Source organism: Streptomyces sp. NPDC058198, from assembly GCF_042882605.1.
GTDB lineage: Bacteria > Actinomycetota > Actinomycetes > Streptomycetales > Streptomycetaceae > Streptomyces.
In genome coordinates, this window is sequence record NZ_JBHVVP010000005.1 from 415,440 (window position 1) to 434,001 (window position 18,562).

General features: G+C 71.5%; 15 protein-coding genes. 1 reads left to right on the forward strand and 14 read right to left on the reverse strand.

The annotated features are described in order from the left end of the window. Nucleotides 1-28: 28 nt before the first annotated feature. The 7 genes from ACFVWW_RS20835 to ACFVWW_RS20865 form a co-directional block, all read right to left on the reverse strand. Nucleotides 29-589, reverse strand: a complete 561-nt coding sequence (locus ACFVWW_RS20835) for a hypothetical protein (protein WP_386877686.1) — start codon at nucleotides 587-589, stop codon at nucleotides 29-31. 92 nt (nucleotides 590-681) lie between these two features. Beyond that, nucleotides 682-2,988 (reverse strand): xanthine dehydrogenase family protein molybdopterin-binding subunit, encoded by a 2,307-nt coding sequence (locus ACFVWW_RS20840; RefSeq protein ID WP_384192155.1) that lies wholly within the window; start codon nucleotides 2,986-2,988, stop codon nucleotides 682-684. Next, nucleotides 2,985-4,451, reverse strand: coding sequence for a 2Fe-2S iron-sulfur cluster-binding protein (locus tag ACFVWW_RS20845; RefSeq protein ID WP_386877687.1), 1,467 nt, complete (start codon nucleotides 4,449-4,451; stop codon nucleotides 2,985-2,987). Before ACFVWW_RS20845 ends, ACFVWW_RS20840 begins: the two co-directional genes overlap by 4 nt. After that, complete coding sequence (locus tag ACFVWW_RS20850; RefSeq protein ID WP_384192150.1) at nucleotides 4,448-5,344, reverse strand: FAD binding domain-containing protein; 897 nt, start codon at nucleotides 5,342-5,344, stop codon at nucleotides 4,448-4,450. Before ACFVWW_RS20850 ends, ACFVWW_RS20845 begins: the two co-directional genes overlap by 4 nt. Before the next feature lie 275 nt (nucleotides 5,345-5,619). Next, a complete protein-coding gene (locus tag ACFVWW_RS20855; protein ID WP_386877688.1) occupies nucleotides 5,620-7,329 on the reverse strand; it encodes a beta-N-acetylhexosaminidase in 1,710 nt (569 codons plus the stop codon). 219 nt (nucleotides 7,330-7,548) lie between these two features. After that, on the reverse strand, nucleotides 7,549-7,848 hold the full coding sequence (locus ACFVWW_RS20860; protein ID WP_384192144.1) for a DUF3039 domain-containing protein: 300 nt from the start codon (nucleotides 7,846-7,848) through the stop codon (nucleotides 7,549-7,551). A gap of 123 nt (nucleotides 7,849-7,971) precedes the next feature. Further along, a complete protein-coding gene (locus ACFVWW_RS20865) occupies nucleotides 7,972-8,532 on the reverse strand; it encodes a YqgE/AlgH family protein (RefSeq protein WP_384192141.1) in 561 nt (186 codons plus the stop codon). 266 nt (nucleotides 8,533-8,798) lie between these two features. Between ACFVWW_RS20865 and murA the strand changes: the two genes are divergently transcribed. Beyond that, nucleotides 8,799-10,139 carry a UDP-N-acetylglucosamine 1-carboxyvinyltransferase gene (gene murA, locus ACFVWW_RS20870; RefSeq protein WP_384192138.1) on the forward strand — a complete coding sequence of 447 codons (1,341 nt, stop codon included), beginning with the start codon at nucleotides 8,799-8,801 and terminating at the stop codon, nucleotides 10,137-10,139. A gap of 211 nt (nucleotides 10,140-10,350) precedes the next feature. Here the strand turns inward: murA and ACFVWW_RS20875 are convergent, their stop codons facing one another. The 7 genes from ACFVWW_RS20875 to ACFVWW_RS20905 all read right to left on the reverse strand — a co-directional run bounded on the left by ACFVWW_RS20875 (nucleotide 10,351) and on the right by ACFVWW_RS20905 (nucleotide 18,196). After that, nucleotides 10,351-10,632 (reverse strand): HU family DNA-binding protein, encoded by a 282-nt coding sequence (locus ACFVWW_RS20875; protein ID WP_004571953.1) that lies wholly within the window; start codon nucleotides 10,630-10,632, stop codon nucleotides 10,351-10,353. Nucleotides 10,633-10,996: 364 nt separating this feature from the next. After that, on the reverse strand, nucleotides 10,997-12,412 hold the full coding sequence (locus ACFVWW_RS20880) for an NAD-dependent malic enzyme (protein WP_384189236.1): 1,416 nt from the start codon (nucleotides 12,410-12,412) through the stop codon (nucleotides 10,997-10,999). A 363-nt stretch (nucleotides 12,413-12,775) separates the two neighbouring features. Next, entirely contained in the window at nucleotides 12,776-15,316 is a 2,541-nt protein-coding gene (locus ACFVWW_RS20885; RefSeq protein WP_386877689.1) for a HelD family protein, read from the reverse strand. 62 nt (nucleotides 15,317-15,378) lie between these two features. Further along, nucleotides 15,379-16,203, reverse strand: coding sequence for an anti-sigma factor family protein (locus tag ACFVWW_RS20890; RefSeq protein WP_384335949.1), 825 nt, complete (start codon nucleotides 16,201-16,203; stop codon nucleotides 15,379-15,381). Continuing rightward, the gene (locus ACFVWW_RS20895) at nucleotides 16,200-16,787 is read right to left on the reverse strand and encodes a sigma-70 family RNA polymerase sigma factor (protein WP_384189230.1); all 588 of its coding nucleotides are present in this window, start codon (nucleotides 16,785-16,787) and stop codon (nucleotides 16,200-16,202) included. The genes ACFVWW_RS20890 and ACFVWW_RS20895 overlap by 4 nt, the downstream gene beginning before the upstream one ends. Nucleotides 16,788-16,941: 154 nt before the next feature. Next, nucleotides 16,942-17,535: a CGNR zinc finger domain-containing protein gene (locus ACFVWW_RS20900; protein ID WP_386877690.1), complete on the reverse strand. Its 594-nt coding sequence runs from the start codon at nucleotides 17,533-17,535 to the stop codon at nucleotides 16,942-16,944. A gap of 130 nt (nucleotides 17,536-17,665) precedes the next feature. Next, nucleotides 17,666-18,196: a GNAT family N-acetyltransferase gene (locus ACFVWW_RS20905; RefSeq protein ID WP_384335945.1), complete on the reverse strand. Its 531-nt coding sequence runs from the start codon at nucleotides 18,194-18,196 to the stop codon at nucleotides 17,666-17,668. Between the last annotated feature and the right edge of the window lie 366 nt (nucleotides 18,197-18,562).

Below are 18,562 nucleotides of genomic sequence, written 5' to 3' on the forward strand. Positions count from 1 at the left end.
CAGATCATCCCCGTGTACGCCCGCTGGTTCATCCGTAACCGCCGCTCGTGCCGCCGTCGCCCGTGCCGCCGTCGCCCGACCGGCTCTCCGGTGCGGGGGCGTTGGCCGTGCCGTCGCCACCCCTGGCCGCGTGCGGATCGCGGTCCTTGTCGTAGTGGGCCTCGATCTCGGCGTTCAGCGTGCGCATGCGCCGGAGGATGTCCTCGTCGAGGCTGTCGTAGTCCTGTCCCGAGGCACGCACAGCGAGCTGCATGCTCTCTATCTGTAGACCCAGCACCTTGGAAAGGTTCTCGAGTTCATCGTGAACCGTGTTGTACGAGGTGTAGAGGAACTCTGCTTCCCTGAACCCGCTGCCCCCGAGCTGGGCCCTGGCCAGGCGGTCCTGGCCGACCTTGTCGGGGGCCGCTTCGGACGCGTTGAGCTTGGTCAGCAGCTCGTCGATCCGTTTTTTGAAGGAGTCCAGCTCCCCCAGCTCGTAGATGAGGTCCTGGGCGGCCTCAGCCACCCGGACCACCCCACCCCAGAGCCATCCCGCCCCGTTGTCCTCCGCCATTGCTGCCTCCCCGTCGCACATGGCTGCAGAGGTCATCTTATCGAGCGCCGGTGACACTCCGCATCCCCGCGCTTGCACGTGCAATGGGGCGGAGTGCGGCTGGGTGGGGCTCAATGAAGCCGGCAGTACTACGAGTTGGCGGCTGCCACCGCTGCCTGCGGGCGGATCGGGAGGCGGCTGATGGGGCGGCCGGTGGCTGCGCGGACCGCTGAGGCGACTGCCGCGGGGGAGGCGACCACAGGGGCCGCGCTGGCCGGTTTGGCGCCGAAGGGGGCTACCACGTCGCGCTCTTCCACGAGTTTCACGATGCGAATGTCCGGGGCGTCCAGGGATGTCGGGAGGGCGTAGCCCGTGAGGTCGGGACGGCGGACCAGGCCGCGGGTGGTGCGGAGGTTCTCCGTCAGGGCCGTGCCGATGCCCTGGGTGATGCCCGCCTGGATACGGGTGGCCAGCTGGGCCGGGTTGAGGACGCGGCCGACGTCCTGGGCCACGGCCATCTCGACGACCCGGATCGAGCCGAGTTCGATGTCGACGTCGACGACCGCGCGGATCGCGCAGAAGGCGAGGCCGACGAAGGCGTCGCCCTGGCCCGACTCGTCGAGGGGCTCGGTGGGGTGGGGGCGGCACTGGGCCGTCGCCCAGAGTTCCTTGCCGTCCATCGCCTCCGTGACCGTCGTGGACAGCACACCGTCGTACGAGGTGATCTTGCCGTCGGTGATCTGGAGCAGCTCGGTGGACATCCCGAACTTGTGGGCCAGTGGCTGCAGCAGCTGCGTACGGACCATCTTCGCCGCCCGCTCGACCGCGCCGCCGGAGACCCAGGTGTGGCGGCCGTGGGCGGCCGGGCCCGCCGGGGGCTGGTCCGTGTCGACCGAGGCGACGTGGACCTCTTCGATGCCCAGCGTCTCCTGCACGATCTGGCGGGCGAGGGTGGAGAAGCCCTGACCGGTCTCGACCGCGGCGCAGATGACCGTGGCCACGCCGTCGTGGACCTTGACGGTGGCGGTGGAGACCTCGTCGGCGCCCTCGGCGCCGAGCATGTGGACCATGCCGACGGCGTAGCCGACGCCTCGGCGTACCGCGCCCGGCTCGCCCGCGCCCTCGGGGCCGCCGGGCAGCAGCCAGGCCGCCTCCGGGGTGTCCTTGGGGAGCGGGGGCAGCGGGAAGTCGCGTACGGAGCGGAGCAGTTCCGCCACCGGCGCCGGGCAGGTCACGGTCTGGCTGGTGGGGAGGATGTCGCCGGTGGCGAGGACGTTACGGAGGCGCAGTTCGGCGGGGTCGATGCCGAGCTTGGCGGCCAGTTTGTCCATCTGGCCCTCGTACGCCGCGCACACCTGCATCGCGCCCTCGCCCCGGACATGGCCCGAGGGCGGATTGTTGGTGCGTACGGCCCAGCCCTCGATGAAGGCGTGCGGGACGACGTACGGGCCGCAGGCGAAGGCCACCGCCGCCGCGAGGGACTCGGACGAGTCGTCCGCGTACGCCCCCGCGTCCAGCAGGATCTGGGCCTCGACCTTGACCAGCCGGCCTTCGGTGTCCGCGTGGTGGCGGTAGCGCAGCAGCGTGGGGTGGCGGTGGGCGTGGCCGAGGAAGGACTCCTCGCGGGTCGCCGCCAGTTTGACCGGGCAGCCGGTGCGCAGGGCGAGCAGGCCGAGCGGGATCTGGAAGCCCGGGTCCTCGCGGTCGCCGGTGGCGCCGGGGACGCCGGTGACGACGACCTTCACCCGGTCGGGGTCGAGGCCGAAGCAGGCGGCGGCCAGATCACGGTCGGTGTGGGGGTCGGTGGAGGCCGTGTAGATCTCGACGCCACCGTCGGGTCTCGGCACGGCGAGGCCGGCCTCGGCGCCGATGGGGGCGGGGTCCTGGCGGCCGATGCGGTACAGCCCCTCCACGATCACTTCGCCCGCGATCTCCGGATCGCCGTAGCGCAGCGGGATATGGCGGATCAGGTTGCCGTCGGGGTGCAGCGGCTCGGCGGCGAACGCCTTCTCGGGGTCCGTGACCGGGTCGAGCACCTCGTACTCGACGGCGATGGCGGCCGCGGCGAGCCGGGCCGTGTCGGGGTGGTCGGCGGCGACCGCGGCAATCGCCTCGCCGTGGTGGCGGACGACCTCCGAGGCGAAGACGGGACGGTCGGCGATGCGGCGTCCGTACGCCGAGTCGCCGGGGACGTCCTCGTGTGTGACGACCGCCCGTACGCCCGGCATCCCGGCGGCGGCCGCGGTGTCGATCGAGACGATACGGGCGTGCGGGTGCGGGGACCGCAGGATCGCGGCCCACAGCAGGCCCTCGGCCCACAGGTCGGCGGCGTACGGGAACGTGCCCTCGGTCTTCGCGCGCGCGTCGGCCGGGGCGAGGGATGCGCCGAGGCCGAGCGCCGGCGGCTCCTGCTGGGGGCCGTCGAGCGGGGTCTCGGCGGCCGCGTCGTTGGTCACGCCATGCCTCCGTCGGACGAATGCGGGGGCTGGGCGCTGCCTGCCCCTGGGGGTGCCTGGTGCGGGATTCGGGCTTCCTCGGAGGCGGCTGCGGCGGCCTCCGCGCCGGCCCTGCGTTCGGCGACGACTTCACTCACCGCGTCGAGTACGCCCCGGTAGCCGGAGCAGCGGCAGAGGTTGCCGCAGAGTGCCTGGCGGGTCTCCAGCTCGCTGGGGGCGTGGTTGCCCTCCAGGAGGTCATGGACGGTCATGGCCATGCCGGGGATACAGAAACCGCACTGCACCGCCCCGCACTTCGCCAGCGCCCGCTGGACGTCGGAGGGTTCGCCGTCGGCGGCCAGGCCCTCGACCGTACGGACCTCGGAACCGGCCGCGGTGGCGGCGGGTACGAGGCAGGAGGCGACGAGCCGGCCGTCGACCTGGATGTTGCAGGCGCCGCACTCGCCCTGGGAGCAGCCGTCCTTGGCGCCGGCGAGGCCGAGGCGCTCGCGCAGCACGTACAGGAGCGACTCGCCGATCCAGGCGTCGGTGACGGGGCGGTCGGCGCCGTTGACGCGCAGGACGTAGGAGCCGGAGGGGTGTTCGGGGCTGTCGTTGCTGCTGGTGAGCGGCTCGGGTTCCGGCTCGGGCTCGGGCTCCGCCTCCGGTACGGGCTCGGCGGCGGCCTCGGGCTCCTCGCCCGGCTCGTGTACGGCACCGGACTCGTGCCCGGCATCAAGATCGTGTACGGCGTCGAGCCCGGCCTCACCGGTCGGATCAGCCTGGTCGGGAGCCCCCGCCTCGGGCTGCCAGGCCGCGTGAGCGCCGTCGGGGACGGGCGGCTCCGCGCCCTCCGGGCCGGTGCCGTCGTCCGGTACGGCGGGCTCAACGGCGGCCGGCTCCTGCGCCCACGGCGCGGCGGCTCCGCCCGGCAGGGTCGTCGGCGGGGCGCCGCCGCCCCACTGGGACGCCAGCATCGAGGTGCTGAACTCACCCGACTCGTCAGGGAGATCGCCTTGGGCGACCGGGATGGTCCACTGGCCGGTCAGCTCGGAAGGCCCTCCGGCTCCCTCGGCGCCCCCGCCGTGGTCGCCCCCGCCCTGGTCAGCGCCCGTACCGGCGTCGCCGTAGGTCCACTGGCCCGTCATCTGCGGGTCGTAGCCGCGCGGGTCGTACGGAGCCTGGGCCTGCCCCCCTCCGCCCTGCTGCGGGTCCGGCCACTGCACGCCGCCCGCCTGCGGGTGCGGCGCCCAGCCGCCCCCCGCGGACGGATCGTTCAGCGCGGGATCAGTCTGCGTCGGCTGCGCGATCTGCGGCGGTACGTATCCGTGCCCCGGTGCGGCCAGCGGCGCGTCGAAGGCGTCCTCCGGGGGCAGCTGTACGAACGCGGTCGACTCGCCGTCGTACTCGCCACCCTGCGGGATCGGCTGCCAGCCGCCCTGCCCTTGCTGCGCCCCGGAACCGGAATTCTCGTTGGTGGTCACGACAGCGCCCTCCCCAGTGCTCGTCGGGCCAGCGCGGCGACGGTACGCCGCAGATGGAGCACGGCGGGCGCCAGCGGGGGCGCCTCCGCGCCGTCGGCCGGCGGCGCCGGGTCCGGGATACAGGCGGCGGCGACGTACTCACCGAAGGCGGCGAGCGCCTCCGCCGTGAGCCCGCGCGCGCCGTCCCAGTCGATCAGCGAGGCGATCCAGCGCTCCGCCTCCAGCGGGCGCAGCGGCATCGGGGCGATGGCGCCGACCGCGCAGCGCACCCCGCGCCGCGCCGGGTCGAGCACGATGGCGACGGACGCGGTGGCGCGGCCGGGTCCGGTCCGCCCGGTCGCCTTGAGGAAGACCTGCGGGGCGTGCAGCAGGGGCACCCGTACGAAACCGATCAGCTCGGCGGGCTCCAGCATCTCCCGGCCGGCCAGCAGGTGCGAGACGGGGATCTCACGGCGCGCGCCGCCTGGGCCCGCGATCACCAGGTCGGCCTCCAGGGCCGCCAGCACGGGCAGGGCGTCCCCGGTCGGGGCGGCGGTGGCGATATTGCCGCCGAGCGTCCCGGCGTTCCGGATCTGGGGCGGACCGGCGGCGCGCGCGGAGGCGGCGAGCGCGGGGATGAGGGCCGCGAAGTCGGGTCTGCCCATGCGCGCGTGGGTGAGACCGGCGCCGAGGAGGGCGTGACCGTCCTGGTAGTGCCAGCCGCGCAATTCACTGATCCGGGCGAGGCCGACGAGTCCCGCGGGCCGCAGCTGGCCCTTGTTGACGGCCGCCATCAGATCGGTTCCGCCCGCGACGGGCACGGCGGCAGGCATCGCGGTGAGCGCCGCCACAGCCTCGTCGAGCGAGGCCGGCAGAGTCACGAACTGCGCCGTCTGCGGTGCGTGCGTGGTCAACCCAGCTGCCCCTTTCCGGAGTCCCGGCTGTCCGCCTGTGTTGCCGTACCGTACGTGCTCACAGCCCGGACGTGGCAACTCTGGCACATCTTCCGCGCCGTCCGCCGCGAGGGTCCACGAAGGACGTATCCGTCCCCGACCAGGGGGAAGGTCCGGTTTCGCACCTCTTCGCCGTCACATACGGAATGCCACCCTTCGGCGGTCCTTGTACGACTTGTCCTCGGACCACCACGGTGCCAGGGACACGGCTGCGGGGCACACACCTCACGCCGGGCTCACACGTTCGGGGGCGCCCCCTCGATCGGACGTCCGAGGCTGGCGTCGACTCCATTAGGGGCGGGACGCCGCTGCCAGGGCAACGGGCCGCCGGGCGGCCGGTATCCGACGCCGAGGGCGTCCAGCCGCCCGTAGTGCTCGGCCATGCGCTGCTCGAAATCGGCGAAGTCCCGTTCGGCGGGGGCCGGGAGGGTCGACCAGGCGACCTCGGCGAACGCGGCCAGCCGCGGGAAGACCTGGTAGTCGACCCGGGAGCTGTCCTGCATCACCTCGGTCCAGACGTTGACCTGGGTGCCGAGGACATGGGCCGCCTCCGCGGCGCTGAGTTGCGGCGGTACGGGCTCGAACCGGTAGACGTCCTCCAGGGTGCGGACGTATCCGATGGGCATCGGCTCGTCCTCGCCCGCCGCCTGACGGTGGTCCAGATACACCTGCTGCTCGGGGCACATGACGACGTCGTGGCCGGCCTTGGCGGCGGCGATCCCGCCCCGGTAGCCGCGCCATGACGAGACGGCGGCGCCGGGCGCCAGGCCGCCTTCGAGGATCTCGTCCCAGCCGATGAGGCGCCGTCCCCGCGCGGTGAGCCAGCTGTCGAAGTGCCGGATGAACCAGGACTGGAGCCCGTCCTCGTCGGCCAAACCCTGTTCCTTGATGCGGGCTTGCGCGGTCGGGGACTCCTTCCACTGGTCCTTGAGGCATTCGTCCCCGCCGACATGGATGAACGTGGAGGGAAAGAGTCCGAGGAGTTCCTCGAACACGTCCTCGTAGAAGCGCAGGGTGTGGTCGGTGGGGGCGAGTACGTTCGCGTTGATGCCCCAGGTGTCCCAGACGGCGAGGGAGGCCGTGTCCACGACGTCGGTGTTGCCGAGCTCCGGGTATGCGGCGATGGCCGCCTGCGAATGGCCCGGGATGTCGATTTCGGGGACGACGGTGATGTGCCGCTCGGCGGCGTACGCGACGATCTCGCGAATGTCGTCCTGGGTGTAGTAACCGCCGTGCGGTTTCTCGTCCCACAGTTCGGTGGCGCGGTGGCCCCATTTGGTGCGTGAGCGCCAGGCGCCGACTTCCGTCAGTTTCGGGTGGCGCTTGATCTCGACCCGCCAGCCCTGGTCGTCGGTGAGATGGAAGTGAAAGACATTCAGCTTGTGGGCGGCGAGCAGGTCCAGATAGCGCAGGACGCCGTCCTTGGGCATGAAGTGGCGTGCCACGTCGAGCATCAGGCCCCGCCAGGCGAAGCGGGGCGCGTCCTCGATGACGGTCATCGGTACGGTCCACTCCCGCCCGGAACCGACCGGGGCCTTCCGGTACGCGTCGGGACCGAGCAGCTGACGGAGGGTCTGCGCGCCCCAGAAGACCCCGGCCGCGCTGCCGCCGTCGACGCGGATCGCGTAGGCGTCGACGGTGAGCCGGTAGCCCTCGGGGCCCAACTCCCGTTCGACGGCGTCGCTGATCTCCAGGACGATCACGTTGTCGCCACCGACGCCGCCCCCGTTGTCACCGCCCCCGTCCGCGCCGTACACATCCGCACCGCCCCCGTCGGCACTGTCCGCGAACGGCAGGCCGGTCGCGGCCCCGACGGCCGTACGGAGCCAGCGGGCGACGCCCTCCGTGCCGGGGTGCGCCTCGATCCGGGTGTCGCTGTCGAGCGGGAACGGGCCCGCTCCTGGCTGCTCCGGCCACGCCCGCCGGGGGTCCGGGATCAGATCCATCTCGTCCGTCCTTGGCGTTGAAGTGCCGCGACCGGGGCCGCGATTCCAGGAGAGCGCTTCATCCGAGCACGTCCGGAACACGCCGACAAGTGGTCTCAACCACTCTGTGACCGCGCACGGCACTCCACCGACCGCGAACGGCACTCCACACAACGCGAACGGCCTCCGCGACGCGCGGCACACGCGCGTCCCGGAGGCCGTCCGACGGAGGACCAGCCGCTACTTCTTGCTGCTGTCCTTACCGCCCTTGTCCTTGCCCTTGTCCCCGCCGGGGCCCATGGACTCGTAGATCTCCTTGCACATCGGGCAGACCGGATACTTCTTGGGGTCGCGCCCCGGTACCCAGACCTTCCCGCACAGTGCCACCACGGGAGTGCCGTCGAGGGCGCTCGCCATGATCTTGTCCTTCTGGACGTAGTGGGCGAAGCGCTCGTGGTCACCGTCGCCGTTCGACACCTGCGGTGTCGGCTCCACGAGGGTGCCCGTACCTGCCCCGCGCTCGGGCTCAAGAGTGCTCATAAGCGCCAAGGGTACCCACGCTCGGGGCCTCGCGGAGTCCCTGGGTCCGTGCACTCCGGAGCCATCCGCTCACGCATCGCGCCGACACGCCGTGTACGCCCCGCCCCGGGGCCGGCCGAGCGGTCAGTTGAGCGAGGGATCGTCCGGATATGTCGCGACCATGGCCAGCTCGCTGCGCTGCCGGCGCAGCACCGCCCGCCACAGGCTCTCCGGCCGTGGGGACGACACATCGCCCGGCTCCGACTCGACGACGTACCAGGCCCCTTCGCGCAGCTCGTCCTCCAGCTGGCCGGGCCCCCAGCCCGCGTATCCGGCGAAGATCCGCAGCGAGCCGAGCGCCCGCGCGAGCAGCTCCGGCGGCGTCTCCAGATCGACGAGACCGATCGCGCCGTACACCCTGCGCCAGCCCAGCGGCCCTTCGTCGCCCGGGATGACGGCGAGACCGAGCGCCGAGTCGAGCGAGACGGGACCGCCCTGGAAGACCACCCCGGGCTCCCCCGCCAACTCCCCCCAGGGCTCCAGGATGTCCTCAACACCCACCGGGGTCGGCCTGTTGAGGACCACGCCGAGGGAACCCTCGTCGTCGTGATCGAGCAGCAGGACCACCGCGCGAGCGAAATTCGGGTCGGTGAGGGCGGGTGTCGCGACAAGCAGCCGCCCTGTGAGCGAGGACACCTCGGTCATGCGAGACATGATCTCGCATATTCGGCTTCCGCGGGGAGGGCCCGGCAGAGTGGGTGTGCGCGCAGCTCAGGGCGCACTGCGGCAGCGGGAGCGCACGGCCGGGCGGACCGGGGGACGGTGACTCTGTGCGAGGAATGCTCCACCGTGCGTGGCGCGGCGGGTTCTTTTCCAAGTCCGGTGGCCCCCAGGCCTTACGGGACAGGGGCTCCGGGCCCTTACCCTTTGATGATTGGCCATCTGCCCGCCCACTCCGGAACGCGAGATTCATGACCGGCACAGACGATGTAATGCTTGTCCACGGCGGAACCCCGCTGGAGGGCGAGATCCGCGTCCGCGGCGCGAAGAACCTGGTGCCGAAGGCCATGGTCGCCGCGCTGCTCGGCAGCGGACCGAGCCGGCTGCGCAATGTGCCGGACATCCGTGACGTACGGGTGGTCCGGGGACTGCTGCAGCTGCACGGAGTGACCGTCCGCCCCGGCGACGAACCGGGCGAGCTGATCCTCGACCCGACCCACGTCGAGAGTGCCAACGTCGCTGACATCGATGCCCACGCGGGCTCGTCGCGCATCCCGATCCTCTTCTGCGGACCGCTGCTGCACCGGCTCGGTCATGCCTTCATCCCGGGTCTGGGCGGCTGTGACATCGGTGGCCGGCCGATCGACTTCCACTTCGACGTGCTGCGCCAGTTCGGCGCGACGATCGAGAAGCGGGCGGACGGCCAGTACCTGGAAGCCCCGCAGCGGCTGCGCGGCACCAAGATCCGGCTGCCGTACCCGTCGGTCGGCTCGACGGAGCAGGTGCTGCTGACGGCCGTGCTGGCCGAGGGCGTCACCGAACTGTCGAACGCCGCGGTGGAACCGGAGATCGAGGACCTCATCTGCGTACTGCAGAAGATGGGCGCGATGATCTCCATGGACACCGACCGGACGATACGGATCACCGGTGTCGACCGGCTCGACGGTTATACGCACCGGGCGCTCCCGGACCGTCTGGAGGCCGCCTCCTGGGCCTCGGCGGCGCTGGCCACCGAGGGCAACATCTATGTCCGCGGCGCGCAGCAGCGGTCGATGATGACCTTCCTCAACACCTACCGCAAGGTCGGCGGCGCCTTCGAGATCGACGACAAGGGCATCCGCTTCTGGCATCCGGGTGGCTCGCTCAACGCCATCGCGCTGGAGACGGACGTGCACCCCGGTTTCCAGACCGACTGGCAGCAGCCGCTGGTGGTGGCCCTGACCCAGGCCTCGGGCCTCTCCATCGTCCACGAGACGGTGTACGAGTCGCGGCTCGGGTTCACCTCCGCGCTCAACCAGATGGGCGCGCACATCCAGCTCTACCGGGAGTGCCTGGGCGGCTCGGACTGCCGCTTCGGCCAGCGCAACTTCCTGCACTCCGCGGTCGTGTCGGGTCCGACGCGGCTCCAGGGCGCGGATCTGGTCATCCCCGACCTGCGGGGCGGCTTCTCGTATCTGATCGCGGCGCTGGCGGCGCAGGGCACGTCCCGCGTGCACGGCATCGATCTGATCAACCGTGGCTACGAGAACTTCATGGACAAGCTCATCGAGCTGGGCGCGAAGGTCGAGCTGCCGGGCGGCGCACTCGTCTGACCTGCTCTGACCTGCCCTGACCTGTCTGCGACCGGTTCACGGCCCGGATCGGCCCGCTGATGGCCCCGCTCCCCGGAGCGGGGCCATCAGGCGTCTCCAGGGGCCTGCGGAAACGTACGGACGCCCCTGGAGACGCCTGATGGACGCACGTAGATACATCAGGGGCGGCCACCCGGTCCGGGTGGCCGCCCCTGTGCTGTGCCTATGGGTCTTACTTGCCCTTGGCGGCTTCCTTGAGCTTGGAGCCCGCGGAGACCTTCACGCTGTAGCCGGCCGGGATCTGGATCGGGTCGCCGGTCTGCGGGTTACGAGCGGTGCGAGCGGCACGGTGGGTGCGCTCGAAGGTCAGGAAGCCGGGGATGGTGACCTTCTCGTCGCCCTTGGCGACGACCTCGCCGACGGTCTCGGCGAGAGCGGCCAGCACGGCGTCGGCGTCCTTGCGAGTCACCTCGGCACGGTCGGCCAGGGCGGCCACCAGCTCACTGCGGTTCATGTTGTTACTCCCGTGTTCTTCTTGCCTGTAAGGCGTGAGATCGAAGCCGATGCTGCCAGGGCCCTCGGACAGTCCCCGGACCCGGGTCTGCTGACAGACCCTCGCGCCCGAATACGCATCCTGCCCCCACCAGCGGCGGGAAAGCCAATCCGGCACCCTCCGGAGTCACACGAAAAGCGCCACTGCCTCGTCGTCGTGACGTTCCGTCGACTCTGTGGAGACTCCTTGGAGCCTGGGGCCCTGAACCCCCCGGAGGCCCTGAAAACCTCCCTGGAGCGGGTGGGCTCATGGTCCGCCACCCTAGAGGGGCCCGTGGGGCCCGGCGAATCGCGACGCGCCGGGCGTCAGACGGACGTGGGGGCCGTCACACCGTCGCGCCGGCCGCCTTGGCGGCGCCGCGCACAGCGCCCGCCACCGCGCCCGCGACCTTGTCGTTGAAGACCGAGGGAACGATGTAGTTCGGGTTGAGCTCGTCCTCCGTGACGACATCCGCGAGGGCGGCCGCCGCGGCGAGCATCATTTCCGTGTTCACCGTACGGGACTGGGCGTCCAGCAGCCCGCGGAAGACACCGGGGAAGACCAGCACATTGTTGATCTGGTTGGGGAAGTCGGAGCGGCCTGTGGCCACAACTGCCGCCGTCTCGCGGGCGATCGTCGGGTCGACCTCCGGGTCCGGGTTCGCGAGCGCGAAGACGATCGCTCCCTCCGCCATGGCCGCGACATCGTCGCCGTCGAGCACGTTCGGGGCGGAGACACCGATGAAGACGTCCGCGTCGACCACGGCCTCCTTCAGCGTGCCCGTGACGCCCTCGGGGTTGGTGTTGTCGGCGATCCAGCGCAGCGGCGACTCGGGGGCGGCCTCGATCAGGTCCGCGCGGCCCGCGTGCACCACACCGTGAATGTCGGCGACCACCGCGTGCTTGACGCCCGCCGCGATCAGCAGCTTGAGGATGGCCGTACCGGCCGCGCCGGCGCCCGACATGACGACGCGTACGTCTCCGACGGCCTTGTCCACCACGCGCAGCGCGTTGGTCAGGGCCGCGAGCACCACGATCGCGGTGCCGTGCTGGTCGTCGTGGAAGACCGGGATGTCCAGGGCCTCACGCAGCCGCGCCTCGATCTCGAAGCAGCGGGGCGCGGAGATGTCTTCCAGGTTGATGCCCGCGAAGCCGGGGGCGATGGCCTTGACGATCTCGACGATGGCGTCGGTGTCCTGGGTGTCCAGGCAGATCGGCCAGGCGTCGATACCGGCGAAGCGCTTGAACAGGGCCGCCTTGCCCTCCATCACCGGCAGCGCCGCCATGGGGCCGATGTTGCCCAGGCCCAGCACGGCGGAGCCGTCCGTCACGACCGCGACGGAGTTGCGCTTGATGGTGAGGCGCCGGGCGTCCTCGGGGTTCTCCGCGATGGCCATGCAGACCCGGGCCACGCCCGGGGTGTAGATCATCGAGAGATCGTCACGGTTGCGGATGGGGTGCTTGGACTGCATCTCGATCTTGCCGCCGAGGTGCATCAGGAACGTACGGTCGGAGACCTTGCCGAGGACGACGCCCTCGATCTCCCGCAGCTCCTTGACGATCTCATCCGCGTGCCCGGTGGAGGACGCGGCGATCGTGACGTCGATCCGGAGCTTCTCGTGGCCGGAGGCGGTCACGTCCAGACCGGTCACTGAGCCGCCGGAGGATTCCACGGCCGTGGTCAGCTGAGAGACCGCGGTACCGCTCGCGGGCACCTCCAGCCTGACCGTCATCGAGTACGAGACGCTGGGCGCCGTTGCCATGACCGAGTTCCTCTTCTTTCCCTAGCCGCATTGCCGCCCCGCCCGGCCCTCGTCCCGGCGGTGCCATCCGATGGTCGCACCTACCTGCGGGTAGCAGGTAAAGGCGGGTACCTTCGGAAGGTTTATTCCGCCAGGCGAGAAACACTAGCAGCGGTGCGCGCAACGGAAACAGGTCCCCACCGTTGCTGGTGAGGACCTGCTTCCGTACGGAAAAGGTGGCACCGACCCGCCATGCTCGCCTCGCGGCAAGTGGTCGCTCGAAGCGACTAAGGTTGGGCCCGGGGGCTTGGATCGAGCCGGTGCCAACACCAGGCTAACAAACCACCCCGGTAAGCGATTCCCGCATCGCGAGTTGACTCGGAATCAATCCCGGAGCAGGTCCGGTACTCCCTCCGCGTCGGGCTCGTCCCGGGCCGCCGAGACCACCGTGAGCTGCTGCGTCGCCCGGGTCAGCGCCACGTACAGCAGGCGAAGACCGGCCGGCGACTCGTCCGCGATCTCCGCCGGGGAGACCACGACCGTCGCGTCGTACTCCAGCCCCTTGGCCTCCAGGCTGCCGAGCGCCACCACCCGTTCGCCGAGCCCGGCCAGCCAGCGCGCCGCCTGCTCGCGCCGGTTCATGGCGACGACGACACCAACGGTGCCGTCCACCCGCTCCAGCAGGCGCCGCGCCTCCGCCTGTACGGTCCCGGCGAGATCCCCGTCCTGTACGACCCGGAACCGGGGCCGCACGCCGGTGGAGCGCACCGCCCTCGGGGACTCCATGCCGGGCATGGCGAGCGCCAGGACCTTCGCCGCCAGCTCGGCGATCTCGGCCGGGTTGCGGTAGTTCACGGTCAGGGTGAAGCGGCGGCGCGGACGGGTGCCGAGCGCCTCGTCACGGGCCTCCGCCGCTTCGTCCGGGTCCGACCAGGACGACTGCGCGGCGTCGCCGACGACCGTCCAGGTGGCGTGCCGGCCACGGCGGCCGACCATCCGCCACTGCATGGGCGTCAGGTCCTGCGCCTCGTCGACGATGACGTGCGCGTACTCGGTACGCTCCGCCGCCAGCCGCTCGGCCCGCTCACGCTGCGACTCCTCGCGCTGCGGCATCAGCTCCTCCAGACCGGTGAGCTGGTCCAGCGGGTCGAGCTCACGCCGCTTCCTGGGCCGCGGCGGCGAGCCGAGCAGCGTCTCCAGCTCGTCCAGCAGCGCCACGTCGTGCACGGAGAGCGGGCCCTTGCCGTCGGGGCCGAGCCGCTTGAGCGAGCGGGCCAGGCGCCGGGTCTCGCCCTGGTTGAGGACACGGCGGGACCAGCGGCCGAGGCGCCGCTCGTCGGCCATCGCGGCGAGCACCCCGCGCGGGGTCAGCTCGGGCCACCAGGCGTTCAGGAACTCCAGGAAGCTGTCCTCGGACGTGATGTCGTCGTCGAAGCCGCCGCGCAGCTCGGCGGCCAGCTCGGCGTCTCCCTTCGACACGTACTCGCCGGCCCGCGCTGCGGCGCCGGACTTCGCCCAGAGGGCGTCCAGGAGCAGTCTTCTGGCCCGTGGGCGCAGCAGGTTGACGGGCGCGGTGCCGCTGAGGACGGAGTGCCGGATGCGGTGGAGCTCTTCGGCCTCCAGCTCCAGCCTGCGGCCGAAGGCGACGACCCGGAGCCGGTCGGCCGGTACGGGCCCGGCGGGCATGTCATCGCGACCGCCACCCGGCATCCCCGACGCCGTTCCCGATCCCGTCCCCGACGCCTCGTCGTCGCCGAAGGCCAGCTGGGCCGGCTGCCCCGCCTGACCTGCACGGCCCGCCTGATGCCTGCCCCGTCCGCCCCGTCCTCCCCGGTTCCCGGCGGCCGTCGTGGCCCCTTCCAGCGCGCCCCTGGACGCGTTGCGCAGCACCTTCAGCATCCGCGCCGAGCCCTTCACACGGGCCACGGCCGGTTCGTCGTACGCCGTGGCCTCCGCGCCGTCCACCAGCGACCCCACGGCGCGGATCGCGACCTGCCCCTCCTCGCCCAGCGAGGGCAGCACGCCCTCCGTGTACGCGACGAGCAGCGGCGTCGGCGAGACGACCAGGATGCCGCCCGCGTAGCGCCGCCGGTCCTGGTAGAGCAGGTACGCGGCGCGGTGCAGCGCGACCGCGGTCTTGCCCGTGCCAGGACCGCCCATCACCTCGGTGACGGAGGCCGCGGGGGCCCTGATCACCAGGTCCTGCTCCGCCTGGATGGAGGAGACGATGTCCCGCATCGTGTGACTGCGGGCCTGGCCGAGCGCGGCCATCAGCGCGCCGTCACCGATGACGGCCAGCGGAACGCCGTCCAGCGACGCGGTCAGCTCCGGGCGCATCAGGTCGTCCTCGACCCCGAGGGCCTTGCGGCCCTTGGAGCGGATGACCCGCCGGCGTACGACCCGGCCGGGGTCCACCGGCGTGGCCCGGTAGAAGGGCGCGGCGGCGGGCGCGCGCCAGTCGATGACCAGCGGCGAGTAGTCGGAGTCGAGGACCCCGATCCGGCCGATGTGCAGTGTCTCGGCGATATCGGCCGTGCGGTCGGCCCTGATGGCGTCGTCGGCGGGTTCCACCGAGGTGTACGCGCCGTCCGGGCCCTTCTTTCCGTCCTTCCCGGGCAGCAGATCGATCCGTCCGAAGAGGAAGTCCTCGAACTCGTTGTTGAGCCGGTTGAGATGGATCCCGGCCCGGAAAACCTGGGCGTCGCGCTCGGCGAGGGCTCCGGGTGTGCCGACCTGCCCCCGTTTGGCGGCGTCGTTCATCAGGAACTCCGCCTCGTGGATCTTCTCCTCGAGGCGGCGGTACACCTGGTCCAGATGGTGCTGTTCGACGCCGATCTCGCGTGCGCGTACGGAGTCGTGCTCCGTGTCGCGTACGGGATCGACGGCGGGTCCAGCGGTTTCAACAGCGGCATCCTGCGCGGCCACCGAGGCCCCCTTCATGACGTGCATCGGGCAGCCGTCAACCGTACGCGAAGGGGGCGGGTATGTCAGGCGCCGACCTCCACCAGTCGCTTGCCGTCGAACGTACGGACCTCGAAGTGATCGATCTCGTTGCTCTCCATGGCCGTACCGCCGTGGACGTACAGCGGACTCTTGGACACCTTGTGCGGGCTGTCGGCGATCCCATACCCCCATGCGGGCACCGACCAGGAGGTGACGACCTCCTCCTCGCCGGTCTTGGAGACGGCGACCAGGCTGCATTTGAGCGGACCCTTGACGTTCTTCAGCTCCAGGACGGTGTGCGTCCCCCAGCCCTTCGGCTCCATCCCGATGGTCGCACTGACCTTCGTGGTGGCGTCGGTGGCCCGGACCTTCTCCGCCATGTGGTTGAAGAAGGCGTCCTCGGCCGGGCTGGTGGGGTGCGGCTCCGCCGTGGCCTCATTGGCGGTGCCGCCGTCGCCCGAGGAGGCGACATAGGCCACCGCGGGTCCGCCGATGATCAGCGCCGCGGCCGCCGCGACCAGGTACATCCCCCGGCGCTTGCGCTGGGCGCGTTTGACGGCGACCTCGTCGACCAGCCGGTCGAGCAGCCGTGGACTCGGCTGTACGGAGACGGCGGGCGTCGGCAGCTGCGCGAAGGGCGTGGCGGACGGGCCGGGACCGGCGAAGGGGGCCGGGTTGTCCGCCAGCATGGCCAGCATCGGCTCCATCCCGGAGAACTCCTCCAGACGGACGGCGCACAGCGGGCAGCCGGCGAGATGCTCCTCGAAGGCGGTGGCTTCGGCATCGTCGAGAATGCCGAGGACATACGCACCGACGGCATCATGCACAGTACTTTCGTCGCCCAGTCCGTACTGCTCGTGCGTGGTCATGCCGAGACCCCCCTCTCCTCCAGCGCGAGCTTCATGGAACGCAGTGCGTAGAACACCCGTGAACGCACGGTCCCGCTGGGTATGCCGAGCGTCTCGGCCGCCTCATTGACCGTACGTCCCTTGAAGTACGTCTCTACGAGCACTTCCCGGTGGGCAGGGGTCAAATCGTCGAGCGCATCAGAGAGCGTCATCAGCCACAGCGCCTTGTCGATCTCGTCCTCCGCGGGCATGACCTCCAGCGGCGACGGATCGACCTCCTGCGGCCGGGCCTGCCGGCTGCGGTGGCCGTCGATGACGATACGCCGGGCGACCGTCACCAGCCAGGGTCGGACAGAGCCGGTGGCCCGGTTGAGCTGACCGGCGTTCTTCCAGGCACGGATGAGCGTCTCCTGCACGACGTCCTCGGCCCGCTGGCGGTCGCCCGCGACGAGACGCAGTACATACGCGAGCAGCGGTCCGGCGTGCTCCCGGTACAGGGCGCGCATCAGCTCCTCATCAGGAGGCGAGAGGTTGGTGCGCGGTGCCTCGCTCCGGTGCCGGGCACGGTGAGGACGGTCATCGGCCACGGCCGCATCCTTGCGCACCTGAACCTCCCGGTCGAGACCTTCATGGCTGCTTCTCCCCCATCACTACGGAAGATCGGCAGCGGGCACTCAACGGCCGGGGAAAAACTTTCAGATCTTTCGCCACGGCCGCGCGGCCCCGGGGCTCAGGGATCCGGACTCACGGCCTCCGGGCTCAGGCGCGGGCGAGGGCCACCCGGCGGCGGTGTCTGGCGACCCGCTCGCGGTTGCCGCACACCTCGCTGGAGCACCAGCGGCGCCGCCGCCCCCGCGAGGTGTCCAGATACACCCGGCGGCAGCTGTCGCCCTCGCACTGCCGCAGCCGGGCCCGCGCGGCCGGGTCGGTGAGCAGCTCCACCGCGTCCCTGGCGACCACGGCCAGCAGCGCGTCGCACTCGGGCTCGGCGCTCAGCGCCCGTACGAGATCACCGCCCTCGCCCCGTACGGCCCTGATCCCCGGCGGCGCCCCCGCGGCCAGCGCGTTGACGCGCTCCAGGGCGGCGGCCGCGTCCCGGCCGTCGATCTCGGCGCGTACCAGCTGGCCCACGCCGTCACGGAGTGCGGCGAAGGACCGCACCCAGCGGGCGTCGACCGCGGCGAGCGGAGTGCCTTGCGGCACCAGTCCGGCCCCGATCAGCCAATGGCCGAGCGGTACGGCACCGTCGAGCTGTTCCCGCCCTCTGGTGGTCGGTTCTCCGGTGGCCACCAGATCCAGGCAGACCCGCCCGGAGTCGAACCGCCACTCGTACGAGCCCATGCCCGCCGTCATGTGCCTGTCACCGCCTCGGGATCACCGGTGCGTGCCGTCCTCCTCAGAGTGCCCGCCCCGGGGCCCGGCCGGAACCCCTGCTACCGGTGCCACTGCCCGCACAGGGGCCCGGACTGGGCCCGCACAGGGCCTAAGGCGCGGCGTTCGGCGGGCCGTCGTGCAGGATGCGCTGGAAGAGATAGACGTCGCGCCACTCCCCGTCGATATGCGAATAGCGCGGCGCGGTGCCTATCACCTCGAAGCCGCATTTACGCAGAACCGCCTGCGACGCGCCGTTGGCGAGCACCGTGGCCGCCTCGACGCGGTGCAGGCCCAGGTCCTCGCGGGCCGCGCGGCAGGCCTCCTCGACGGCGCGGGTCGCCAGGCCGCGGCCGGTGTACGCGGCATCTGTCCAGTAGCCGACATGCGCGTTGCGGAAGTGCCCGAGGGCGATGCCGGAGAGCGTCGCCTCGCCGACGATGCGCCCGCCGTCGGCGAGATGCCAGCGCCGGACGGACGGATCGGCGAGCCGGTTGGCCTGGGCCCGCGGGGTGAAGAAGTCGGCGGGACGGTACGGCTCCCAGGGGCGCATATGTTCGCGATTGCGGACGAATGCCTCGGCGACGAGTTCGGCGTCGTCCGGGGTCGCGGGCCGGAGGCGGATGGAGGAGTCGTTGGCCATCTCCGTACCGTACCGACGTGATCGGGCCCCGGACCCGGCGGTCCCCGTGGCCCGGGGCCCCGGTGAGACGCAACAGCGTTCAGGCGCAGGTCCGTTGGGCGCGCGGCAGAGAAACCCGGCGTCGTCGGCGGGCGGTACAATCCGCAGCACGGGGGCGTGGACGACGGAGCCGCCGCGGCGCCGGAGCAGCGCGCCCGGGCCCGCGAAGATCCGCCGGACAGGGCCTGGCTCGTCGGCCCGCCGGGCGGCCGTGACCCCGATCGTGAAGGTCGTGCCCAGGTCCCTCGTCCCGCTCGCTCGCGCCGGACGGGATCGTCATTGCCGGGGCTCGGTTCGCCGGGATTTCCCCGCTGCTCCTCACTATTC